23 protein-coding genes and 1 tRNA gene are annotated in these 19,711 nt (G+C 63.0%); 12 read left to right on the forward strand and 12 right to left on the reverse strand.

Annotation, left to right across the window (positions count from 1 at the left end):
* On the forward strand, positions 1-236 hold a 236-nt coding region (locus tag RDN59_RS07575), incomplete at its 5' end, for a hypothetical protein (RefSeq protein ID WP_070546292.1).
* A gap of 130 nt (positions 237-366) precedes the next feature.
* Here the strand turns inward: RDN59_RS07575 and RDN59_RS07580 are convergent.
* Complete coding sequence (locus RDN59_RS07580) at positions 367-942, reverse strand: hypothetical protein (RefSeq protein ID WP_308607304.1); 576 nt, start codon at positions 940-942, stop codon at positions 367-369.
* A 288-nt stretch (positions 943-1,230) separates the two neighbouring features.
* Here RDN59_RS07580 and RDN59_RS07585 point away from each other — a divergent pair, with 288 nt between their 5' ends.
* From RDN59_RS07585 to RDN59_RS07620, 8 genes are all read left to right on the forward strand, one after another.
* A complete protein-coding gene (locus tag RDN59_RS07585) occupies positions 1,231-1,815 on the forward strand; it encodes a CarD family transcriptional regulator (RefSeq protein ID WP_046649265.1) in 585 nt (194 codons plus the stop codon).
* Positions 1,787-2,539 carry a 2-C-methyl-D-erythritol 4-phosphate cytidylyltransferase gene (gene ispD / locus RDN59_RS07590; protein WP_308607305.1) on the forward strand — a complete coding sequence of 251 codons (753 nt, stop codon included), beginning with the start codon at positions 1,787-1,789 and terminating at the stop codon, positions 2,537-2,539. The genes RDN59_RS07585 and ispD overlap by 29 nt, the downstream gene beginning before the upstream one ends.
* Positions 2,532-3,014 carry a 2-C-methyl-D-erythritol 2,4-cyclodiphosphate synthase gene (gene ispF, locus RDN59_RS07595; RefSeq protein WP_308607306.1) on the forward strand — a complete coding sequence of 161 codons (483 nt, stop codon included), beginning with the start codon at positions 2,532-2,534 and terminating at the stop codon, positions 3,012-3,014. The genes ispD and ispF overlap by 8 nt, the downstream gene beginning before the upstream one ends.
* Before the next feature lie 46 nt (positions 3,015-3,060).
* Positions 3,061-4,467, forward strand: a complete 1,407-nt coding sequence (gene cysS, locus RDN59_RS07600; RefSeq protein ID WP_308607307.1) for a cysteine--tRNA ligase — start codon at positions 3,061-3,063, stop codon at positions 4,465-4,467.
* A 59-nt stretch (positions 4,468-4,526) separates the two neighbouring features.
* Positions 4,527-5,477, forward strand: a complete 951-nt coding sequence (gene rlmB, locus RDN59_RS07605; protein WP_308607308.1) for a 23S rRNA (guanosine(2251)-2'-O)-methyltransferase RlmB — start codon at positions 4,527-4,529, stop codon at positions 5,475-5,477.
* Positions 5,478-5,495: 18 nt separating this feature from the next.
* The gene (locus tag RDN59_RS07610; RefSeq protein WP_308607309.1) at positions 5,496-6,230 is read left to right on the forward strand and encodes an AAA family ATPase; all 735 of its coding nucleotides are present in this window, start codon (positions 5,496-5,498) and stop codon (positions 6,228-6,230) included.
* Positions 6,227-6,877, forward strand: coding sequence for an AAA family ATPase (locus tag RDN59_RS07615; RefSeq protein ID WP_010188886.1), 651 nt, complete (start codon positions 6,227-6,229; stop codon positions 6,875-6,877). Before RDN59_RS07610 ends, RDN59_RS07615 begins: the two co-directional genes overlap by 4 nt.
* A gap of 305 nt (positions 6,878-7,182) precedes the next feature.
* Positions 7,183-7,464 carry an ATP-binding cassette domain-containing protein gene (locus tag RDN59_RS07620; RefSeq protein WP_080550367.1) on the forward strand — a complete coding sequence of 94 codons (282 nt, stop codon included), beginning with the start codon at positions 7,183-7,185 and terminating at the stop codon, positions 7,462-7,464.
* A 33-nt stretch (positions 7,465-7,497) separates the two neighbouring features.
* Here RDN59_RS07620 and RDN59_RS07625 read toward each other — a convergent pair whose 3' ends face one another.
* From RDN59_RS07625 to RDN59_RS07640, 4 genes are read right to left on the reverse strand one after another with little or no spacing between them, the layout of a single operon-like run.
* On the reverse strand, positions 7,498-8,337 hold the full coding sequence (locus tag RDN59_RS07625; RefSeq protein ID WP_308607310.1) for a hypothetical protein: 840 nt from the start codon (positions 8,335-8,337) through the stop codon (positions 7,498-7,500).
* Positions 8,338-8,346: 9 nt separating this feature from the next.
* Positions 8,347-9,309 carry a metal ABC transporter permease gene (locus RDN59_RS07630; RefSeq protein WP_308607311.1) on the reverse strand — a complete coding sequence of 321 codons (963 nt, stop codon included), beginning with the start codon at positions 9,307-9,309 and terminating at the stop codon, positions 8,347-8,349.
* Positions 9,287-9,988, reverse strand: a complete 702-nt coding sequence (locus RDN59_RS07635; protein ID WP_308607312.1) for a metal ABC transporter ATP-binding protein — start codon at positions 9,986-9,988, stop codon at positions 9,287-9,289. The genes RDN59_RS07630 and RDN59_RS07635 overlap by 23 nt, the downstream gene beginning before the upstream one ends.
* Positions 9,989-11,068: a metal ABC transporter solute-binding protein, Zn/Mn family gene (locus RDN59_RS07640; RefSeq protein ID WP_308607313.1), complete on the reverse strand. Its 1,080-nt coding sequence runs from the start codon at positions 11,066-11,068 to the stop codon at positions 9,989-9,991. It abuts the gene before it with no gap.
* A gap of 72 nt (positions 11,069-11,140) precedes the next feature.
* Here RDN59_RS07640 and RDN59_RS07645 point away from each other — a divergent pair, with 72 nt between their 5' ends.
* Complete coding sequence (locus RDN59_RS07645; RefSeq protein WP_308607314.1) at positions 11,141-12,226, forward strand: LacI family DNA-binding transcriptional regulator; 1,086 nt, start codon at positions 11,141-11,143, stop codon at positions 12,224-12,226.
* Here RDN59_RS07645 and otsB read toward each other — a convergent pair.
* From otsB to RDN59_RS07670, 5 genes are read right to left on the reverse strand one after another with little or no spacing between them, the layout of a single operon-like run.
* Positions 12,223-12,966 (reverse strand): trehalose-phosphatase, encoded by a 744-nt coding sequence (gene otsB, locus RDN59_RS07650; RefSeq protein WP_308607315.1) that lies wholly within the window; start codon positions 12,964-12,966, stop codon positions 12,223-12,225. The two genes, RDN59_RS07645 and otsB, sit on opposite strands and share 4 nt — an antisense overlap.
* Before the next feature lie 31 nt (positions 12,967-12,997).
* Positions 12,998-13,522, reverse strand: coding sequence for a hypothetical protein (locus RDN59_RS07655; protein WP_308607316.1), 525 nt, complete (start codon positions 13,520-13,522; stop codon positions 12,998-13,000).
* Positions 13,519-14,940: a trehalose-6-phosphate synthase gene (locus RDN59_RS07660; RefSeq protein WP_308607317.1), complete on the reverse strand. Its 1,422-nt coding sequence runs from the start codon at positions 14,938-14,940 to the stop codon at positions 13,519-13,521. Before RDN59_RS07660 ends, RDN59_RS07655 begins: the two co-directional genes overlap by 4 nt.
* Positions 14,941-14,942: 2 nt before the next feature.
* Positions 14,943-15,290, reverse strand: a complete 348-nt coding sequence (locus tag RDN59_RS07665; protein ID WP_046649277.1) for a hypothetical protein — start codon at positions 15,288-15,290, stop codon at positions 14,943-14,945.
* Between the two features lie 50 nt (positions 15,291-15,340).
* On the reverse strand, positions 15,341-17,017 hold the full coding sequence (locus RDN59_RS07670; RefSeq protein ID WP_308607318.1) for a threonine/serine exporter family protein: 1,677 nt from the start codon (positions 17,015-17,017) through the stop codon (positions 15,341-15,343).
* Between the two features lie 185 nt (positions 17,018-17,202).
* Here RDN59_RS07670 and RDN59_RS07675 point away from each other — a divergent pair.
* A tRNA-Thr gene (locus RDN59_RS07675) sits at positions 17,203-17,275 on the forward strand.
* A gap of 39 nt (positions 17,276-17,314) precedes the next feature.
* Here RDN59_RS07675 and RDN59_RS07680 read toward each other — a convergent pair.
* Both RDN59_RS07680 and RDN59_RS07685 read right to left on the reverse strand, forming a co-directional pair.
* The gene (locus tag RDN59_RS07680) at positions 17,315-17,842 is read right to left on the reverse strand and encodes a TetR family transcriptional regulator (protein ID WP_308607319.1); all 528 of its coding nucleotides are present in this window, start codon (positions 17,840-17,842) and stop codon (positions 17,315-17,317) included.
* Entirely contained in the window at positions 17,829-19,328 is a 1,500-nt protein-coding gene (locus RDN59_RS07685; protein ID WP_308607320.1) for an MFS transporter, read from the reverse strand. The genes RDN59_RS07680 and RDN59_RS07685 overlap by 14 nt, the downstream gene beginning before the upstream one ends.
* Before the next feature lie 168 nt (positions 19,329-19,496).
* Here RDN59_RS07685 and RDN59_RS07690 point away from each other — a divergent pair.
* On the forward strand, positions 19,497-19,711 hold a 215-nt coding region (locus tag RDN59_RS07690; protein WP_308607321.1), incomplete at its 3' end, for a thiamine pyrophosphate-binding protein.

Consider the following 19,711-nt stretch of genomic DNA (forward strand, 5'->3'; position numbering starts at 1 on the left):
CCATGAAGATTCGTCGTACCCTCGTTGCTCTGGCCGCTGCTACCTCCCTGGCTGTAGCCGGCGCCCCGGCCGCTTCCGCCGCTACGTACCCGGAACCGCTCAACCAGGTTATGGATGAGATGGTGAAGTACGGCGGCCCGCAGGCGCCGAACCTGCTTCTCATCCCGGCTGCCCTGTCCTCTCTGGGCATTCTTAACTCTCTGCTTGTGATGGCTACGGCATCCTCGCGAGCTTAAGAGTTTCCTGCGTTCGCTGAGGAGCGTTAAACGCACACCGCCCCAACTGCCAAAGTTGAAGCCCGTGATTCGGGCCTCGAAGATCGGGGAAAACTTTGGCGGCTGGGGCGGTTTTCTTTGAAGAAAAGGCTTACTTGTTCTCGGCGTAGCCCTCGGTGGACTGCGGGTCGCGGTCAAAGTCACCGGACTGCAGCGGGGAGGCGGACACGGTGGCGTCAACCTCGATGGTGCCGGTGTTGAAGGTGAAGGTCACCGGGCGGGAGCCGCCGAAGGCGAAGCCGTCGTTCTCCAGAGTGGTGGCTACGTAGGTGATGTTCTTGTCCTTGCCGTCCTTCGGGAGACGGTCCAGGTTCATCTGGGAATCAGCGTAGAGGGCGTGATCGCGAGGAAGCGGCTCTGCGCCTTCCAGTGGTACGTCCTGGCCGTCGACGCTCACGGACTCGAGGATAACGTCGTCGACCTTGTATCCCTGGTTAACGGCCACGAACTTCAGGGAGGTCTCACCGGTGTCCGGCTCAACCTGAATGGTGACGTCACGTACGGCCACCTTGCCATCTTCGGTGCTTGCGGATGCGCCGTCGACAGCAATGACCTTTTCCGCGGTCTGTGCAACATGACCGGCCGAGCAGGACGCCAAGGCCAGCGCGGAGAGGGCGGTAACTGACATGATGGCACCGCAGCGAGCGGCGGACTTCAGGGACTGCACTGTGAGTGTCCTCCATTGAATTGCGATCACAAAGCTTATCAACGCTTTAGCCTAGTACCTCCGCGGTAAAAGCACACAGTTTCCGACAAACCTCTTGGGTAAACCGGGGGTAGCCGCGCTTTATGTTGGCTGTCATCGTAGTGTAAAGCGAGCTGCTCTACGGGTCTGGGTAGGGGAGCAGCGCCGGAAAACCGCGTGCTAGAGTAGATACCCTGTATATGCGGCCCACTGAGAGTACGCCGAGAGCGCACGATGGGCACCGTCTCAAAGGCTTCATAAGGAGTGGCAATGGAATTTAAGGTCGGAGAGGTCGTCGTCTACCCCCACCACGGCGCCGCCAAGATTACGGCGATTGAAACGCGCGAGATGGGCGGCGAGGAGCTCGAGTATCTCGTCCTCCAGATCAACCAGTCCGACCTCGTGGTTCGTGTGCCCTCCAAGAACGTTGAGATGGTGGGCGTGCGTGATGTTGTGGGCAAGGAAGGCCTCGAAAAGGTCTTCTCCGTCTTGCGCGAAGAAGACGTGGAGGAGGCCGGCAACTGGTCCCGCCGTTATAAGGCCAACCAGGAGCGCCTTGCATCAGGCGATATCAACAAGGTGGCAGAAGTCGTGCGTGACTTGTGGCGCCGCGATCAGGACCGCGGCCTGTCCGCCGGTGAGAAGCGCATGCTTGCCAAGGCCCGCCAGATTCTGGTCGGTGAGCTTTCCTTAGCCAAGCCGGTCGATGACAAGAAGGCCGATACCATGATGGAGGAAATCAACGCCACCATCGAGCGCCACCGCGCCGCCGGTTTGGTCGAGGACAAGTCCATCACCACCGACATTGACAATGACGTCGATCTCGATGACCTCTCCTTCGACGACGAAGACTAATGCCCGCCGCGTGATCGCCCTCGTCGCGGCGGCCGGTCAGGGAACGCGCCTCGGCGCTGATATTCCTAAGGCCTACGTGGAGCTGCGCGGAAGTACCCTGCTTGAACGCTCCGTGAAGGCCATGATTACCTCGGAATTTGTCGATGAGGTCATCGTTCTCGTCAGCCCCGCGATGGAGGATTATGCCGCCAGCATCCTCGACCGTATCGATTCTGACGTGCCCGTGCGTATCGTCCACGGCGGAGGTGAGCGCGCCGATTCCGTCTGGGCGGGCCTGCAGGCCATCCCAGATGAGGATGCCGTGGTGCTGGTCCACGATGCCGCCCGAGCGTTGACGCCGCCGGGGATGATCGCGCGCGTCGCCAAGCGCGTGCTCGACGGCGCCACCGCGGTCATCCCGGTCCTTCCCGTCGCGGACACCATCAAAGAAGTCGAGGGGACCACGGTGCTGGCCACCCCGGACCGCTCCCGCCTGCGTGCCGTGCAGACACCGCAGGGTTTTAGCCTGGCCGCGCTGCGCCGCGCCAACCTAGACTATTGGGCGCAGGATCCTGCCTTTGTCGCCACGGACGACGCCAGCCTGATGGAATGGCACGGCGAGCGCGTGGAGACTGTGCAGGGAGATACCTTCGCGTTTAAAATCACCACCCCCATTGACCTCGTCCTGGCGAAGGCCGTGACGGATGAGGCCGAACCGACCATCTTCGAGGTGCCTAGTGACTAACCCCATCATCCCGCGCGTGGGAATCGCCACCGATGCCCACCAGATCGAGCCCGGAAAGCCCTGCTGGATCGCAGGTCTGCTTTTTGAAGGCGTGGATGGCTGCGAGGGCCATTCCGATGGGGACGTGGTGAGCCACGCGCTTGTCGACGCTTTGCTCTCCGCCTCCAACCTCGGCGACCTCGGCTCCTTCGTTGGCGTGGGCCGGCCAGAGTACGACGGGGTCTCAGGTGCCCAGCTGCTAAGTGAGTGCCGCGAGTTGCTGGAGAAGGAAGGTTTCATTATCGGCAACGCCGCAGCACAACTGGTTGGCCAGAGCCCTAAGATGGGCCCGCGGCGCAAAGAAGCCGAGTCCGTGCTGAGCTACATCCTTGGTGCCCCTGTGTCCGTTTCGGCCACGACGACGGATCACCTTGGTTTCACCGGCCGCAAGGAGGGCCGCGCAGCCGTGGCGACTGCCGTAGTCTGGCGCGCCTAAGGCGTCCTGAACTTGCCGGCTGGATGAGTCAATTAGACTAGGCCGGGTGAGTACTTTGCGCATTTTTGATACCGCCACCCGCAGCCAACGTGAGTTCGAGCCGGTTCGCCCCGGCCACGCGTCGATCTACCTGTGTGGTGCTACCCCGCAGTCCCAGCCGCACATTGGCCACCTGCGCTCCGGCGTTGCCTTTGACATCCTGCGCCGCTGGCTTAGTGCGCAAGGCTATGACGTGGCACTCGTGCGCAACGTCACCGATATCGATGACAAGATCCTCACCAAGGCCGCCGAGAATAACCGCCCCTGGTGGGAGTGGGTATCCACCTATGAGCGTGAGTTCACCAAGGCCTACAACACCCTGGGCGTTCTGCCGCCCTCTGTGGAACCGCGCGCGACGGGTTTTGTGACGCAGATGGTGGAATACATGCAGCGGCTTATCGACGCCGGCTTTGCTTATGCCGTGCCTGGCGAAGGCGAATCCGGTTCCGTCTACTTCGATGTCGCCGCGTGGAATGCCACGGAAGGCTCGGACTACGGTTCGCTGTCTGGCAACCGCGTCGAGGATATGGAGCAGGGCGAGTCGGATGCCGTGGGCAAGCGCAGCCCGCAGGACTTCGCGCTGTGGAAGGCGGCTAAGCCGGGCGAACCGTCCTGGCCCACACCGTGGGGCAAGGGCCGCCCGGGCTGGCATCTGGAGTGCTCCGCCATGTCCACCTACTACTTGGGCAGCGAGTTCGATATCCACTGCGGCGGCTTGGACCTGCAGTTCCCGCACCACGAAAATGAGATCGCGCAGTCCCATGCGGCGGGCGATAAGTTCGCCAACTACTGGATGCACAACCACTGGGTTACCATGGCAGGTGAGAAGATGTCGAAGTCCTTGGGCAACGTGCTCTCCATTGCCAACATGCTGGAGATCGTCCGCCCGGTGGAGCTGCGCTATTACCTGGGCTCTGCGCACTACCGCTCGGTCCTCGAATACTCCGAGGCAGCTCTGACCGAAGCCGCGGCCGGTTACCGTCGCATCGAGGACTTCGTGGGCAAATTCGAGGGCGTCGAGAAGGGCCAGTGGACCGCGGCCTTCGAGGACGCAATGAACGATGACATTGCTGTGCCGAAGGCGCTGGCGGAAATCCACACCACCGTGCGCGCGGGCAATAAGGCGCTCAGTGAAGGCAACCGTGAGGAAGCCGAGCGCCTTGCCGGGGCGGTGCGCGCCATGGCTGCGGTTCTTGGCTTTGATCCACTCGATGAACAGTGGAAAGATAGTGGCGAAGAAAGCGGCGCTGATGCGGCATTGGACGTCCTCGTCCGAGCCGAGTTGGAGCGTCGCACTACCGCCCGCGCAGAAAAGGATTGGGCTACTGCGGACGCTGTGCGCGACCGCCTTGCAGCCGCCGGTATTACCATCACCGACACCGCCGACGGCCCCACCTGGTCCTTGGCGGATTAACGTCCTTGGCAAAGGCCTAGGACAGCACAGAAGCCGAGGACAACATAAGGAGAAGAATTATGGCACGTACCCATGGCCGCGGCGGCGCAGGTATCCGCAAGACGAATAAGAAGGGCGCCACCAAGGGCTCTGGTGGCCAGCGCCGCAAGGGCTTGGCTGGCAAGGGCCCCACGCCCAAGGCGGAGGACCGCGTCTACCACGCCAAGCACAAGGCGAAGCTGGAGCGCGAGCGCCGCAATTCGGGCCGTCACCAGAAGGAGACCGCGGAGATGGTCGTTGGCCGCAACCCGGTCATCGAGTGCCTCCACGCTAAGGTTCCGGCAACGTCGCTCTACATTGTGCAGGGAACGCGCAACGACGCCCGCCTGTCTGAGGCCGTAGTCATGTGCAATACCCGCAACATCCCGATTCTTGAGGTCCAGCGCCACGAGATGGACCGCATGACCGGCAACGGCATGCATCAGGGCATTGGTCTGCAGATCCCGCCGTATAAGTATGCCGACGTCCATGACCTGATGGATCGCGCACGCGATGCCCAGGAACCGGGCATGTTCGTCATCCTCGATAACATCACCGACCCCCGCAACCTCGGCGCGGTCATCCGCTCCGTTGCCGCTTTTGGCGGCCATGGCGTCATCATTCCGGAGCGTCGCTCGGCCTCCGTTACCGCGGTGGCCTGGCGTACCTCGGCAGGCACTGCCGCGCGCCTGCCAGTAGCTCGCGTGACCAATGTGACCCGCACGGTTCAGGAGTTCCAGAAGGCTGGCTACCAGGTCGTCGGCCTCGATGCGGGAGGTGAGCACACGCTCGACACCTACAACGGCGGCACCGACCCCGTCGTCATCGTCATCGGCTCTGAGGGCAAGGGTATCTCGCGCCTCGTCCGCGAGAACTGCGATGCCATCATGTCCATCCCCATGACCGACTGGGTTGAATCCCTCAACGCCTCCGTGGCGGCGGGTGCGGTCCTTTCCGAGTTCGCCCGCCAGCGCCGCGCGGCCCAGAAGTAGGCTCACGCTTTCGCCGCCATGTTCCTCACGAGTGTGCGTCCCGCCCCGGAGCTTATTGGGGAGGGACTGCCCGGCGTGCCGGAACACATGCGCCGCCTGGGCGTGCTCATCGCAGCGCTGCCCGGCGGCGCCTTGCGTTTGCCTACGCCCGTGACCGTCGTCGTGGGGGATAACGGCGCCGGAAAATCCACGCTGCTCGAGGCCATCGCCGTGGGGCTTGGCGTCAATCCCGAGGGCGGCTCGCGCCACGCCCGGTTTGCCACCGGCGACGAAAACTATCCCGAGTGGCTCATCTGCTCGCGGGCGCACAACCCGCGCGACGTGTACTTCTTGCGCGGCGAGACCTTCCTCAACTTGAGCGAGTATCACCACCAGATCCACAGCCCGGAGAATCCCGATCCGCTCGGTGACCTGCCGTTTCTCAGCCACGGCCAGGGTCTGCTCGCCCTCGTCGAGAGACGCTTCCATTCTGACGGAATGATTATTCTCGACGAGCCGGAAGACGGCTTGTCCTATCCCCGGCAGGTCGAGGTTGTCACGCAGCTCGAGCGCCTCGCCGCCCAGGGCGCGCAGGTCATCCTCGCGACGCACTCGCCAGTCTTCCTCAGCATGCAAGGCGCGACCGTCTACGCGTTCGGCGACAAGGGGATTGCGCCCGTCGCTCCCGAAGCGACGGAAGCTGTCCACGCCGCGCGCGAGTTCCTTGCCGATCCATTGGGGACCGCCGCGTTTCTTATTGGGGAGGGCGAATGAGAGACTTCTATGTCGACGCCTATGCCGCGCTGGACGGCGGCCACGGACCTGAGTGGGTGTCCTCCGTTCCTGGTTTCGTGGCGCTGCGACGCCAAGGACTGGACCTGCGTGCGCCGGTGACCGTGCTGACCGGGGACAACGGGGTAGGAAAGTCGACGCTCGCCGAGGGCATTGCCTTCGAGTACGGCTTTCCTGAGCGCGGTGGGATATGGGGTGTGCAGCGCTCCGCCGGTCCCATCAATCCCCTCCGGAGGTGGGCGAGCCTGCGGCTAGGTACCGCGCCCAAGGACGGCTACTTCCTGCGAGCGGAGGCGCACTACAACGTTGGTTCGACCGCGATGTCGCATGGCGAGTCCGTCATGGACGTCGTGCAGCGTTCCTTTGATGGGCGCGGGCTCTACATCCTCGACGAGCCGGAATCTGGGCTTTCGCTCGTGCGGCAGATGACGCTCATGGCGGAAATCCATCGCGCCGCGGAGGCGGGTGCGCAGTTCATCGTGGTGACGCACTCGCCGATTGTGGCAGCCATCCCCGGTGCGCGGATTGTTGAAATTACAGAAGATGGGTTCTTCCTTGAGCTGCGCGACGTGACACAGACGCTGGCGTTTCAGTCGTTGCGTGAGTTTCTCTACGCCTCCGGATGCTAGATTCAGGGCCGAGAAAGCTGGATGGCGATCTTTACTTCTTGGTTGCTGGCCAGTACTTCACATCTTGAACATTCAGATTGCGTGTGTGTGCCGAATACAAGGTTCTGGAGGATTGGGGTTCCACGGCTTAGAGACGAGGACGACTCGGTCCTTTGCCTGCCGTTTTCACCTTGTACAGATTCAGCTGCGGGTAACTTGAAGAATCTTCGCCAGCAAACCGTGACATCGAGAGTACATACATGCACAGACGTGTGCAACATCACGCTGGGACGTAATAATTCTCTAGATAACAACGGGTCGCAAGTGTGATTAGTCAGTACGCGAGAAAAGAAAACCTACGCGATGGAACGCGACCTCTACGCGATCGTCAACGACATTGCCGACCACTACAACAAGGTTCACTGAATGATGAACTGAAGGATCTTTTATCCCTTGTAGGCCTTTCATTGCACCACAGTGTTTCCTGCGAGCATGCTTCGCTCGGTATGAAACAGCGTCTAGGAATCGCCAAAGCACTGGTCGGTAATCCACAATTATTGCTTCTCGACGCTCACCTACGAACGGCCTCGACCCGAGGTTGGGGCTGAGTGGAGTGAGACACGATGGGGCGCACGTGCAGTCTAGAGCCCGAAGAATTCCTCCACGAGCTCGGCAGCGATGAAGGAATCCGTGTTTTTACCCAGGCGTGGGTCCAGCTCGTTGCCCGACGGGATGACGTGGCCCATGCCCTCGACGCTCACGAGCTCGACCGGCGCGCCGGTGGCGTCTGCCGGCTCCCAGCGGTCGACAACGGTGTCGGGGAAAAGGTGGGTGCGCTCTGGGCCGGCGGCATGGTTGAGCTCCGCGAAGCGTGCGGCGTTCTCCTGCGCGCCGGTGACGGCACCGCGGGTGCGCTTCGGGTCAATGCCCGCCGTTCCGCCCGTATAGGGCGCGAGCCGGTCGCCCGTGCCGTGGACGAACATGACCGGGGTGGGTTGGTACGCCGAGTCCGGATTGGTGGGCGCATGGTTGGCGCCGGCGCCGAGAGTGGAGGCGAAGATACAGGCGGCATCGGCAAGCCCGGGGGCGTCGAAGAGCAAGCGGATAACCATCTGCCCGCCGTTGGAGAAGCCGCAGAGGAACACGCGGCCAATCTCCTGCTCCGCGCGCAGCTCGTCGAGGATGGCGCGCGTGAAGGCGACGTCATCGATGCCCAGCTCGCGCGCGGCGACGGGCAGGGTGGCGCGGGCATCGTTAAAGTGCTGTTCCACGCCGGTGGGGTAGACCGCAAGCATGCCGTGGCGGGTGGCGAGGTCATCGAACGTGCCGTTAGTGAAGCGGCGGATGACGTTCGCGGATTGCAGGGAGCCGTGGAAGAACAGGAGGAGGTCTCTCTGGCGCTCGACGTCATCATTCGGGCGGTACACGAGGTACGTGCGGGTGCGGTCTTGTAATTCGAGGCTACGGCGTTCCAAAGTCACGCATCTAGCCTAATCCTGATGCGCGCAGTGCTCATCGTGCGTCGAGGTGTGGTGTGTCTCGGCGTCGGCGCGATCGGTGGCGGCGCGGAAGTGTTCCTGGGAGGCGCGGCGGGCGGCGACGTCGTCGCGGACGGCCTTGCGGCTGCGAGCCCAGCCGATGCCGCGGCAGACCAGGTAAATAACAAAAGAGATGCTCGTGACGAAGACCGAGACGGGCAGGCCCGGCGCCAGGGAGAGGACCAGGCCGCCCACGGCGGAGACCTCCGCGAAGATGGTGGACCACACCACCGCGCGCAGCGGGGAGGAGGTAATCTGTACCGCCGCTGCGCCCGGGGTGATGAGCAGCGCCATGACGAGCAGCGAACCGACGATTTGTACGGACTGTGCGGCCGTCAGGCCCACGAGGATGGCGAAACACACCGCTAGAGACCTGACTGGCACGCCGGCGGCTTGAGCCATGACGGGATCCGCGGAAGCGAAGAGCAACGGGCGCCAGAACAGCGCCACCACGGCAACGATGATGGCGGTGGTCGCGGCGAGCAGCCACACCGAGGCAGAAGAGATGCCGACGATCTGTCCTGTCAGCAGCGTCATCGCGGTCTTGGCGTTGCCGGGGTAGAGGTGCAGGAACAAAACCGAGAGACCCAGGCCGAAACTCATGACCACGCCGATAGCGCTGTCTTGTTGGCCTTTCAGTCCCAGTACCGCCAGGATGATGCCCGCGACAATGGCGCCGGCAATCGCGCCGAAGCCGATGTTGAGGCCGAACAGCAAAGCGGCGGCCGCGCCCATGAGTGCGAGCTCTGAGGTGGCGTGCACGGAGAAGGACATCTGCCGTAGGACAATGAGCGAGGTCATCACCCCGGAAAGGACTCCGAGCAGCGCGCAGGCGATGAGCGAGGATTGCACGAAATCAACCCCCAGCAGGTACTGGGTATCCTCGATGTATTTAGACAACGATGAGCCTCCCATCGACGTTGAGAACGGTCACGGTGGAGCCATAGAGTTCCGAGAGCACCTCGGAGCGCATGACCTCATCGACCGTGCCGAACATGTGACCATTGGGCGCAAGGTAGAGCACCTTATCCACCACGCCCAGCACCGGGTTGATGCCGTGGGTAACGAAGAGCACGGAGGTGCCGCGCTCGTGGCGCCAGGCGTCGAGCTTGGCGACGGTTGCCTGTTGCCGTGCCGGGTCCAAGGACAATAGCGGCTCGTCCGCGAGGATGAGCTCTGGGTTATTAGCCAGGGCCTGGGCCTGGCGGATGAGCTGTTGCTGCCCGCCGGAGAGCTGGCCCACGCGGCGGTCAGCGATGCCGGTGGCGCCAACTTCGGCGAGGAGTTCGTTGACACGCCCCCGCGCCGGCTTTCGCTTCCGGAGCACGCCATGGGCGAGGGACAGTGACACGAGATCCCGGGCGCGCAGGGGCAGGTCCTGGGGGAACATTCTTTGCTGTGGGATAAAGCCCACGCGGCAGTTGACGTCCACGCTGCCCGCGGTGAGCTGGCGGGTACCCAAGATAGTGCCGAGGAGCGTGGACTTGCCCACGCCGTTGGGGCCTAAAACGGCGATGAACTCGCCGCGGTCTACGGCGAGGTTCATGTCCGACCACAGTGGTTCTACTGCGGCGTTCTTAAAAGAGATGAGCACTTACACAGCCTCGAGTGCGTTGACGACTTCCTCGTAGTAGTCAAGGAAGTTGGTGTCTTCTGGTGGGGTTTCACCAATCTCTACCACCGGGATGTTCTTATCCTCGGCGGCGGCGCGGATGCGCTTGGTCATGTCGGTTTCGGTCTGCGGGTTAAAGATGAGCAGGTCGATCTTGTCCTGCTTGATGTCCTCGAGGAAGTGCGCTAGGTCGGCGGCGGTGGGCTCGCCCTCCGCGACGGTGGCCTTGCGGTAGCCCTCCGGGGTGGCATCGGTGCTGTCGGTGTACTTGAAGATGTAGTCCGCGATGGGCTCGGTCTGCGCGTAGTTGCGCTGCGGGAGCTTCTCGATGCGTGCCTTCAGGCCCTCTACGCGCTCGACGAGCGGCTTGGCGGTGGCTTTGGCCTCTGGGTTGGTCTCGTTAACGAGCGCGGCGACCTCCGTCGCCACCTTCTCGATGGCGGCGGAGTCGTACCACACGTGCTCGTTGCCATCGATGTTGGTGACCTGCTCGGGGTGCTCGGCGGCGATCTTCTTGGCCTCGTCCATGGTCACGGTCTCGCCTTCGTGAGCGTGGTCATGCGCATCTTCATCATGCGCGTGGTCGTCATGCGCGTGGTCGTGTTCCTCTCCATGATCATGCTCGCCATGATCGTGATCGCCATGGTCATGCGCGGTAAGCGGGAGCGCGTGAATGATCTGGTCCTGGTTCTTAACGGCCTGGTAGAGCCAGGCGTCGTAGCCGCCGCCACCGGCGATGATGACGTCGGCCTCGTTAGCGCGGGCGATGTCCGCGGCGGTGGGCTCGAAGTGGTGTGGGTCCACGCTGTTACCGCTCACGATGGGGTGGACGTCGATGTTCACGTCGGTCTGCGCGGTGTTGACGACCGCCTGGGCTACGTCAGCCCAGATGGAGGTCGAGGCGACGACCTGGATGGTTTCCTTATCGGCACCGGCATCCGAGCCGCCATCGGCGTTATCGCTGCTGGAAGAACAGGCGGTCAGCGAGGCGGCGCCCAGGGTGGCTGCGAAGAGGAGAGCGGCGGGACGTCGGAAAGCACGGCGTGAGAGGGAAGTGGTCATGTCCCTATTTCTACGCTTTAGTGAAAATTGTTGTCAAATGATAATGAGTTGAAAACGGGTAATGTTGCCGTCATGTCCAAACGCAGCACGACGCTGGCCTCCCTGGCAGCCGAACTTGGGGTTTCGCCCACCACGGTGTCCAACGCGTACAACCGGCCGGACCAACTGGCGCCTGCCACTCGGGAGCGCATCCTCGCCGCGGCGGCTGAGCGTGGCTACACAGGCCCGGATCCCACCGCGCGCAGCTTGCGCACGCGCCGCCAGGGGTCGCTGGGCGTCCTGCTTACTGAGCACCTGTCCTATGCCTTCGAGGACATGGCCTCGGTAGATTTCCTCGCCGGTATGGCGGAGGCCTCGGCGGGAGCGAGCACGACGTTGACTCTCATCCCGGCCGGTCCAGATACCGTCGGTGCTCCCAATGACGCCCAGGCAGCGCAGCTCGTGGGCTCGGCCGCGGTCGATGGCTTCGTGGTCTATTCCGTGGCGGCGGGTGATGCTTACCTTGAAGCCGTAAGGCGCCGCGGCTTGCCGGTGGTGGTGTGTGACCAGCCCACGGATTCGGGCTTGCCCTTCGTGGGCATCGATGACCGCGCCGCGATTGCCCCGGCGGCGCAGGCGCTTGTCGACGCCTCCCATACCCGCATCGGCATCCTTGCCATCCGCCTACACCGCGAACGCCTCGACGGCGAAGTGACGGCCGCACAACTGGCCGCGGCGGACATGCACGTGCAGCGCTCACGTGTATTGGGTGCGCTCGATGTCTTTGCAGCCGCGGGCCTCGATCCCGCAAGCATCCCCGTGGTGACGCGCCACATCAACGATTCGCGCACGGCCTATGCGGCCGCGGAGGAGCTGCTGACTAAGCACCCGGATCTCACCGCGGTGTTGTGCACGACAGACTCGATGGCGCTCGGCGTTATGGCTTATGCCCGCGATCACGGAATCGCGGTTCCCGAGCAGCTCTCCGCCACCGGATTCGACGGCATCGCGCCGGCCCTAGCGCTGGGCCTGAGCACCGTCGTGCAGCCGAACAAGGAAAAGGGGGCGGCGGCGGGGCGCATGCTGGCCAGCCTCATCGATGGGCGCGGCGAGGTGCCGCGCGTGTTGTTGGAGACCACCTTCCACCCGGGGCGTACCGTGGCGCCGGCCGGGGCTTAAGAGCTGTACTGCGCGCGGGCGGCGGCGAGCTCTTCGAGGAACTCCGTCACCGCCGCGATATCGGGCACGCGCAGCGCCGCCTGCGTTGCGCCCTCGCCGACCTTGACGCCGAGGTCCGGCGGCTGGTTGAGTACAGCGAAGCCGTCTTCGTCGGTGGTGTCATCCCCCACAAAGACCACCGCCGTGGCGCCGACGCGGTGGCGCAGCTTCGCAATCCACGTGCCCTTCGTGGCTTGCGTTGCGGAGAATTCGACGACGCACTTGCCCGCAGTCTTGGGGAAACCATCGGCGCTTAAGGCCGCGCCCTCCGCATAGGCCGCGGCAGCCGCGTCTGGGTCTTGCAACTCCAGCGCCCGCAGGTGCAGCACCCGCTGGAAAGGTTTGATCTCCAGTTCCGCGCCGGGGTGGCGGGCGATGATCTCCTTGATTTCCGCTTCCTTCTTGGCCAGGTGGGCTTCCATCTCCGGGGTGAGCGCGGATTCTTCCCACGAGGATTCGGCCCCATGCGAGCCGCCAAAAAGCACCGGCTCGCGCAGCGGGCATACCCGCTTCAGACCGTCGAGGTGGCGCCCAGAGAGCACTGCCGCGGTGGTGTTAGGTAGCTGCGCCAAGACAGCAAGAGCATCCAGCGAGCGCTGCTCGGGGCGCACTGCGTAGGCGTTGCGCGCGAAGCCGGCCAAGGTGCCATCGAAGTCGGAAACAACCGCTAAATGTTCGGCGGCGGCGAGAGCATCAATCATGCTCCCCACCCTAGCGCTGAAAACTTCGGAGCTATAGCGCGGCCATGCGGATGATGGGGGAATCCACTTTATCGGTGCGCAGCGTCAACACGAGTTGGTTGTTGGGGTTGAGCGCGAAGTCGAACTCATGGCCTTCGGCGATGAGGTTGCGCATGAGCGAATCGGCCCACTGCATCGAGCCCTCGCAGTCGCCGCTTCGCGGTGGGCTTTCATAGGTGGCTTTCTCCACCCGCATGATGTCGCCCTCCCAGATCGTGGAGGTTTTGTCATCCTTGTGGAAGGACACCTCAGCGGTAAACGGTACGCAGCCAGTTGACCCTACTGCGGTGTGCTCACCGAAGCTCATATGGGGCACGTGTGCAGTATCGGCGGGCAGGGAGGAAGGAGCGTCCGGTGAGGTGTAGAGGTTGATGACCTGCCAATCCTTGCCCACGATGCGGTCATCGCCACGCGGGGCAGGTTCCTCCTCAGCGGAGCTGCATCCAGCTAGGCCAAACGCAAGCAGTACAGTACTGAGCACAGCGGTGAGCGCTGCGGCGGGCCGGCGCCGCATCATGCGTCCTCCTGGTCCAAAGCGCCGAGGAAGGACTGCGACCACAGCGCGATATCGTGCCGGCGCACCTGCTCGTTCATCTCTGTCATACGCTCGCGCATGGTGTCGGGGGATTCCTCCAGTGCCTTGACCGCAGAGAGCAGCGCACGCTTGATGGATTCGATGTCGAAGGGGTTGCACAGGTTGGCTTGGGTAAGCTCTGCTGCCGCGCCCGCAAACTCGGAGAGCACGAGCGCACCTGTGCCGTCGCCGTGGGAGGCCACGTATTCCTTGGCCACTAGGTTCATGCCGTCCTTAAATGGCGTGACCAGCATGATGTCCGCGAGCCGGTAGTAGCGCCGCAAAACATCCTTCGGCACGGAACTGTGCTGGTAATGCACCACCGGCGCGCCGAGGCGCCCAAAGCGGCCATTGATGCGGCCCACGGCCTCCTCCACCTTCGAGCGCGTGGCGCGGTAATGGTCGATGCGCTCGCGCGAAGGGGTAGCCAGCTGGACGAAGGTCACCTTGTCAGGGTTCAGCGCCCCTGTTTCGAGGAGTTCCTCAAAGGCAGTGAGACGCTGCAGGATGCCCTTCGTGTAATCCAAGCGGTCGACCCCCAAAATGACGTGCTTGGGGTTTCCCAATTCAGCACGCAGCTGGGCGACATCCCCCGCATTTCCGTTGTCAGAGAACTCATTTGCCGCAATAGAGATGGGGAAAGCGCCTACCCCGACAGAATGCCCGCTGCCGGTTACGATGCGAGCGGTGACCGCGCGGGTGCTGACCTCCCCTTCTACCTCCAGCCCTTGGGCGCGGGCCAGCTCCAAGAAGTTGCGGGCGTTGGATTCGAGGTGGAAGCCGATCAGGTTGGCGTCGAGAAGCCCCCGCACCAACTCCTCACGCCACGGCAACTGACGGAAGAGATCCGGGGAGGGGAAGGGAATGTGCAGGAAGAATCCAATGGTGAGGTCGGGGCGCAGCTGGCGCAGGATGCCGGGGACGAGCTGGAGCTGATAGTCCTGCACCCACACCGTGGCATTCTCTGCGGCGACGGCTGCTACCTCGTTGGCAAAACGAAGGTTGACCTCGCGGTAGGCATCCCACCAGTCGCGGTTATAGACGGGGGTGACGATGAGGTCGTGGTAGAGCGGCCACAGGGTGGCGTTGGAAAAGCCCTCGTAGAAGGCCTCAAAATCCTCCTGCGTCAGGCGCACCGGGTGAAGAAGGACACCGTTATCCGTGGTGAAGGGCTCGGGAGCTTCGTCGGTTACGCCCGGCCAGCCGACCCAGCAGCCCTGGTGTTCTTCCAAAACCGGCGAGAGTGCGGTGACGAGGCCGCCGGGGGAGGCCTTCCACTCGCGGGTGCCATCGGCGGCGGTCTCGAGGTCCACCGGCAGGCGGTTGGCTACGACGACGAAGCTATTGGTGCGCCCGGACATAGCTAGGCCTTCTTTGCGGCCTTTTTAGTTGCCTTCTTCGTGGCCTTCTTAGTTGTCTTCTTGGTGGCTTTCTTTGTGGCCTTCTTAGTCGTCTTCTTCGTAGATTTCTTAGACGCCTTCTTCGTGGCCTTCTTGCTGCTCTTCTTGGGGGCAGCATCGGCTTGCTCGGCCAGCACCTTGCGGTGGACCAAGCCTTCTGGCTCGACGCCCAGCATCGACATGAGGGTCACGCCGTCGAGGAAATCCTCCGCATAGGTGGCGACAACGCGGCGCGCGGAGCGGGCGGTCTCCTCCTCTACTGCGTGAGTCTGGTCAGCCGCGGGCTGGGTATCTGTGACCTTTGGTGGCACGGAGTCCTCCTGGGATGAAGTATGAAAGCTTTCAGACCGGCTATTCTACGCTATTGCGACTTCGTTGGGGCGCTCGGGTCATCTTTGCCGGGCACCGTGTAGGTGGGGCGCTGCGCCGGAAATTGCGTGGTAACGGGCCACATGTCCGTGACGGCATCGCTCTGTTGGAAGCGCGCCTGCTGCGCCGGCGTTGGTGGTTTGGGCCCATATTGGGGCGGCGGGGCCGGCAGATTGTGGCGCGGGGCGAAGGGCGACAGGGGCACGCGAGGAATGCGGGCGCGCTGCGCCAGGCGGGTGGCGCGCGAGAAGGAGAACGTGCCCAAGCGCTTGAAGGCGGTGTAGGGGCGGAAGTACTGCGGGCGGCGCAGGCGGCGGGCGACTCGCTCGCCGAAGACCACACCAGCGGCGAGTGCACCGGCGATGGCCAGGGCGCTGGCCAGGTTGGTCAGGCCGGTGATGAGCTGCTCGTTGAGCATGGCGTACATGCCGCGGTACAACGTCAGGCCTGGAAGCATGGGCGTATAGCCCACGATCATGGTGATGAGTGGCGGCATCATGTAGCGACGGGAGAGCAGGCCGCCGGCCAAACCCACCGCCACGGCAGAAATGCCCGAGGCAATGACGGCCCCGACGCCCAAGAAGACGACGAGGAAGTAGTAGAAAACCATACCGGCGGCCGCTGTGAGCCCGGAGATGGTCACCTCGGACCACGATGCCCCCAAGGCCAACGCGAAGGCGGCGGAGCCGATGCCGCCGCACAGTACGAGCAGCGGGATCTGGTGATAGACGGGCGGGGCGATCGTGGCCAGTGGGGGAAGGCTAAAACCCATCCACGACGCCACCTGAATGCCTAGGCCTACGCCGGCGATGATGGCGCCGGTCGACATGAGAGCCTCGAAGAACTTGGCGGATGAGGTCACCGGTGCGCGGGTGATACCGTCCACGAGGCACTGCACCAAGGTCAGGCCCGCCACCAGCACGATAATGCCCGAACCAATGATTTGGGAGGGCAGGATCTGGATGCCAAATCGCGCGAAGACGTTGTAGAGGATGGCCGCGGGAATGACGGCAAGCAGGCCGCCGACCAGGTTCTGATAGAACGGCGGCAGACGGTAGCCGGCAAGGAACATGTTCGTACCCATGATGAGTGCCGAAATGAGGAAGGTGACAACACCGACGAGAAGGTCACCGCCCAGCATCACGGCGATGAATCCACCCATGGCACCCCACGCGCTGACGATGGTGGTCTTGGAATAGGGGTTCTTCATTGCATCGATGTCATCCAAGATCTTCTCCGCCATCGCCGGCGGCGTGGCGCCGGAGTGGATGGAGCGGATGAGGCGGTCGACGGCGGACAGCTTGGTGAAGTCCACGGCGATGCTCGGCGCCACGCGAAAGACGTGGAGGTTGCGCCGATCCGGGCCGGTGCCGATGGCGGTGTGGATAGTGATGGTGTTCATCAGGATCGACACGTGGCAGTAGTGCAGGCCATAGGAGGAGGCGACGAGGTGAATCTGTGCCTGCACGTCGGTATTGGCCGAGCCCGCTGCAATCAGGATTTCGCCAACGCGCGCGGCGATCTCCATGACGCCCGTGACCTGGGCCGGATCGGTGAGATCAACAGGGGCGAGAGGGGAGGGAGGTGGTGCGGCCTTTGCGGCGTCAATAGTGGCGACGGAGGCCGAACGGTACAGCAGGCGCTGGCGCAAGGAAGAAAGAACAGACACGGAAAAGAAAGACCTCAACAACACTTCTGGGTTCGGTAAGTCAGCACTTTAGTAACTGCCGCCGATTTATGCACCTGCCAGTGTTTTTCGCAGCTTTTACGCTCACTTTTTCGCAGCGTAAGCACCCTGGCTTTCCATGTATGGGGTGGGCTCAGGTACGATTCCCATAGCGGATGAACCGCGGTGCTGGAGTGGCGCAATTGGTAGCGCAACGCACTTGTAATGCGTAGGTTGCGAGTTCAAGTCTCGTCTCCAGCTCAAAAGGGCCTTTTCAAGGCCTTTTTCATTCTGGGGGGGTTATTCGGCGAGGTGGCCTAAGGCGACGTCGATAAGCGCGCGGCGCCTTTGCGGCGGCAGGGGCCGGTCGGTGAGGTGATCGTGGACCCACAGGCCGTCGGCGATGATCGAAGCCAGCACGACGGATTCATCCTCCGCGGCAGGATCAGGAAGCCAGCGCCTGTCGACGTCCCTCCATACCTTCTGGAAGTCCGGGTGGGACTGTGAGTGGATGGACATGAGCAATTCAATGAGCGGGTCATTCTTTCCCATGGACTCCAGCGCAGCCCGATAGCGCTGGCGCGGGCTCAGCTGGTCTGCCGCCTTGCCGCCGGCGAGGCCGACGAGCTCTTCCTCCCAGCGCTCCGCGCATAGCCTGTGGCAGTCAATGAGCAGCTCGTGCCGGGTAGGAAAGTGGTAGATGAGCCCCGATTTACTTATGCCCGTGGCGGTGGCCAGGGAATCGTAGGTCAGCGCATGCACTCCGTCCTTTTCGATGATACTAAGCGCCTTTTCGAGCGCCTCAACCTTCTTGCTAACGCGTGGCATCGGCACCTCCTGAGGTTGGGTTGCTGCGGAAGCACCAGCCGGTGACCGCGGCGAAAAGCAGCATGACTACGCCGAGCCCAGCAGCGGTAGCCAGGTAAGCATCGGTATATGCGGGGCCGGCGGCCTCGGCGAGCGCGGGGTTGTGGAGAGCTTCCATGCCTAGGTCCCGGATGTCTTCCGGGAGCCCGCTCTTATAGAGCAAAGGCAATACTGATCCGGTGACCGCAATCGAGAGTAGCGTGCCGAATTCATAAGAAACTTCCTCCACGCCGGCGGCCATGCCGGAACGCGACGCAGGGGCGGCGCCGATGATGGCGGTCGAGGACACCGACATCACGAACCCCGCACCGAGGCCGGTGATGAACAGGCCAGCCAGGTATACGGGAAAGACCTCGTGCGTGCCGCCCCACACCACGCAGCCAATGCCCGCTGCCATGGCGAGGAAGCCGCCGGCGATGATGGGCAAGAAGCCCCAGCGGTGCAGGTTAGCCCCGCCCAGCGCGGACATCGGCAGCGCTGCCAGCGCGATGAGGGAAATGATGAGCCCAGCGTGCAGTGGGGAGTAGAGGTCCACCAACTGTAGCTTCTGCGTTGTGGTCATTTCCAACCCTGCCATGCCAAACATGGCGCCGGCTGCGGCCAACACGCCGCCGCTGAAGATGGGCGAGCGGAAAATGTCGAAGGTGAGAAGCGGCTCCTCCAGCTTGTGCTGGCGGCGGGTGAAGAGGATGGCACCGATGAGGCAGGCGGCCAACGCGCCGCCAATAAGCATGGCGTTGAGGTGGGAGCTAGCTACAGACTTGATGACGAGAACCAGCGAGGCCAGCGTGATCAGCGCGTAAAGGGAAGACAAGAAATCCCAGTGCTTCGCCGGGTTCGCCACGTTGGGCGGGGCAAGGAACGCGGTGAGGATGAGCGCGATGATCACGATGGGTACGTTGACCAAAAAGACCGATCCCCACCAGTAGTGCTCGAGTAGGAAGCCGCCCACCGTGGGGCCCGCCGCCGCACCCACGACGGCGATGGAGCCCCAAATGCCGATGGCGGTGTTGCGCTCGATCTCATCCTCAAAGGTCAGGCGAATCAGCGCCAGGGTAGCGGGCATCATGATGGAGGCGCCGAGCCCCAGGAAGGCGCGAGCAGCGACGAGCTCCCACGCGCCGGGGGCGAGTGCGGCGGCCAGCGAAGCGATGCCGAAGACCCATAGGCCGATGACGAACATGCGGCGGTGGCCGATCTTGTCACCTAACGTGCCGGTGCCTAGCAGGAGACCGGCAAGCATGAGTGCATAAGCGTTGATGATCCACAGCTGCTGCAGCGAAGTGGCGTGGAGCTGTTCGGAGAGCTCCGGCAGGGCTGTGTAAAGGATCGAGTTGTCCAAGCCGATCATGAGTAGACCTAAAGAGACCACGCCAAAGAAGACCCACCGTCGGGTCGGTGAGGTCCGAAGCATCTCTGCCGAGGCTTCCGTTCGTGCATCTGTCATGCTGCGAAACTATAGCGAACGGTCGTTACAGTTTCAAAGCTCACGAAGCGCGTTTGTTGTTGAGGTCACAAAGCTTCTACTACGTGAGAAGACAGCTTTAAGGTGGCGAAATATGCCCAGCGCGGGGACACTGGGGGCCGTTAGCGATAAAAGTTAGAGAGGTACAACATGGCACGCAATTACGCCACTCAACTCGTGGAAACCTTGGAAGCCCAGGGCGTCAAACGCATCTATGGCCTCGTAGGTGATTCCCTCAACCCCATCGTGGATGCGGTGCGGCAATCCTCCATTGAGTGGGTTCACGTCCGCAACGAGGAGGCCGCGGCTTTCGCCGCTGAGGCCGATTCCCTCACTACCGGAAACCTTGCCGTGTGCGCCGCCTC

The sequence above is a fragment of the uncultured Corynebacterium sp. genome (assembly GCF_902489365.1).
GTDB lineage: Bacteria > Actinomycetota > Actinomycetes > Mycobacteriales > Mycobacteriaceae > Corynebacterium.

Coding starts and splice junctions, on each gene's coding strand:
- ispD (WP_308607305.1), top strand. CDS start 1,787: ATGACCTCTCCTTCGACGACGAAGACTAATGCCCGCCGCGTGATCGCC.
- RDN59_RS07645 (WP_308607314.1), top strand. CDS start 11,141: ATGTCCAAACGCAGCACGACGCTGGCCTCCCTGGCAGCCGAACTTGGG.
- RDN59_RS07685 (WP_308607320.1), bottom strand. CDS start 19,328: ATGACAGATGCACGAACGGAAGCCTCGGCAGAGATGCTTCGGACCTCA.
- RDN59_RS07660 (WP_308607317.1), bottom strand. CDS start 14,940: ATGTCCGGGCGCACCAATAGCTTCGTCGTCGTAGCCAACCGCCTGCCG.
- RDN59_RS07680 (WP_308607319.1), bottom strand. CDS start 17,842: ATGCCACGCGTTAGCAAGAAGGTTGAGGCGCTCGAAAAGGCGCTTAGT.
- RDN59_RS07630 (WP_308607311.1), bottom strand. CDS start 9,309: ATGGGAGGCTCATCGTTGTCTAAATACATCGAGGATACCCAGTACCTG.
- RDN59_RS07610 (WP_308607309.1), top strand. CDS start 5,496: ATGTTCCTCACGAGTGTGCGTCCCGCCCCGGAGCTTATTGGGGAGGGA.
- RDN59_RS07585 (WP_046649265.1), top strand. CDS start 1,231: ATGGAATTTAAGGTCGGAGAGGTCGTCGTCTACCCCCACCACGGCGCC.
- otsB (WP_308607315.1), bottom strand. CDS start 12,966: ATGATTGATGCTCTCGCCGCCGCCGAACATTTAGCGGTTGTTTCCGAC.
- RDN59_RS07640 (WP_308607313.1), bottom strand. CDS start 11,068: ATGACCACTTCCCTCTCACGCCGTGCTTTCCGACGTCCCGCCGCTCTC.
- rlmB (WP_308607308.1), top strand. CDS start 4,527: ATGGCACGTACCCATGGCCGCGGCGGCGCAGGTATCCGCAAGACGAAT.
- RDN59_RS07655 (WP_308607316.1), bottom strand. CDS start 13,522: ATGATGCGGCGCCGGCCCGCCGCAGCGCTCACCGCTGTGCTCAGTACT.
- RDN59_RS07615 (WP_010188886.1), top strand. CDS start 6,227: ATGAGAGACTTCTATGTCGACGCCTATGCCGCGCTGGACGGCGGCCAC.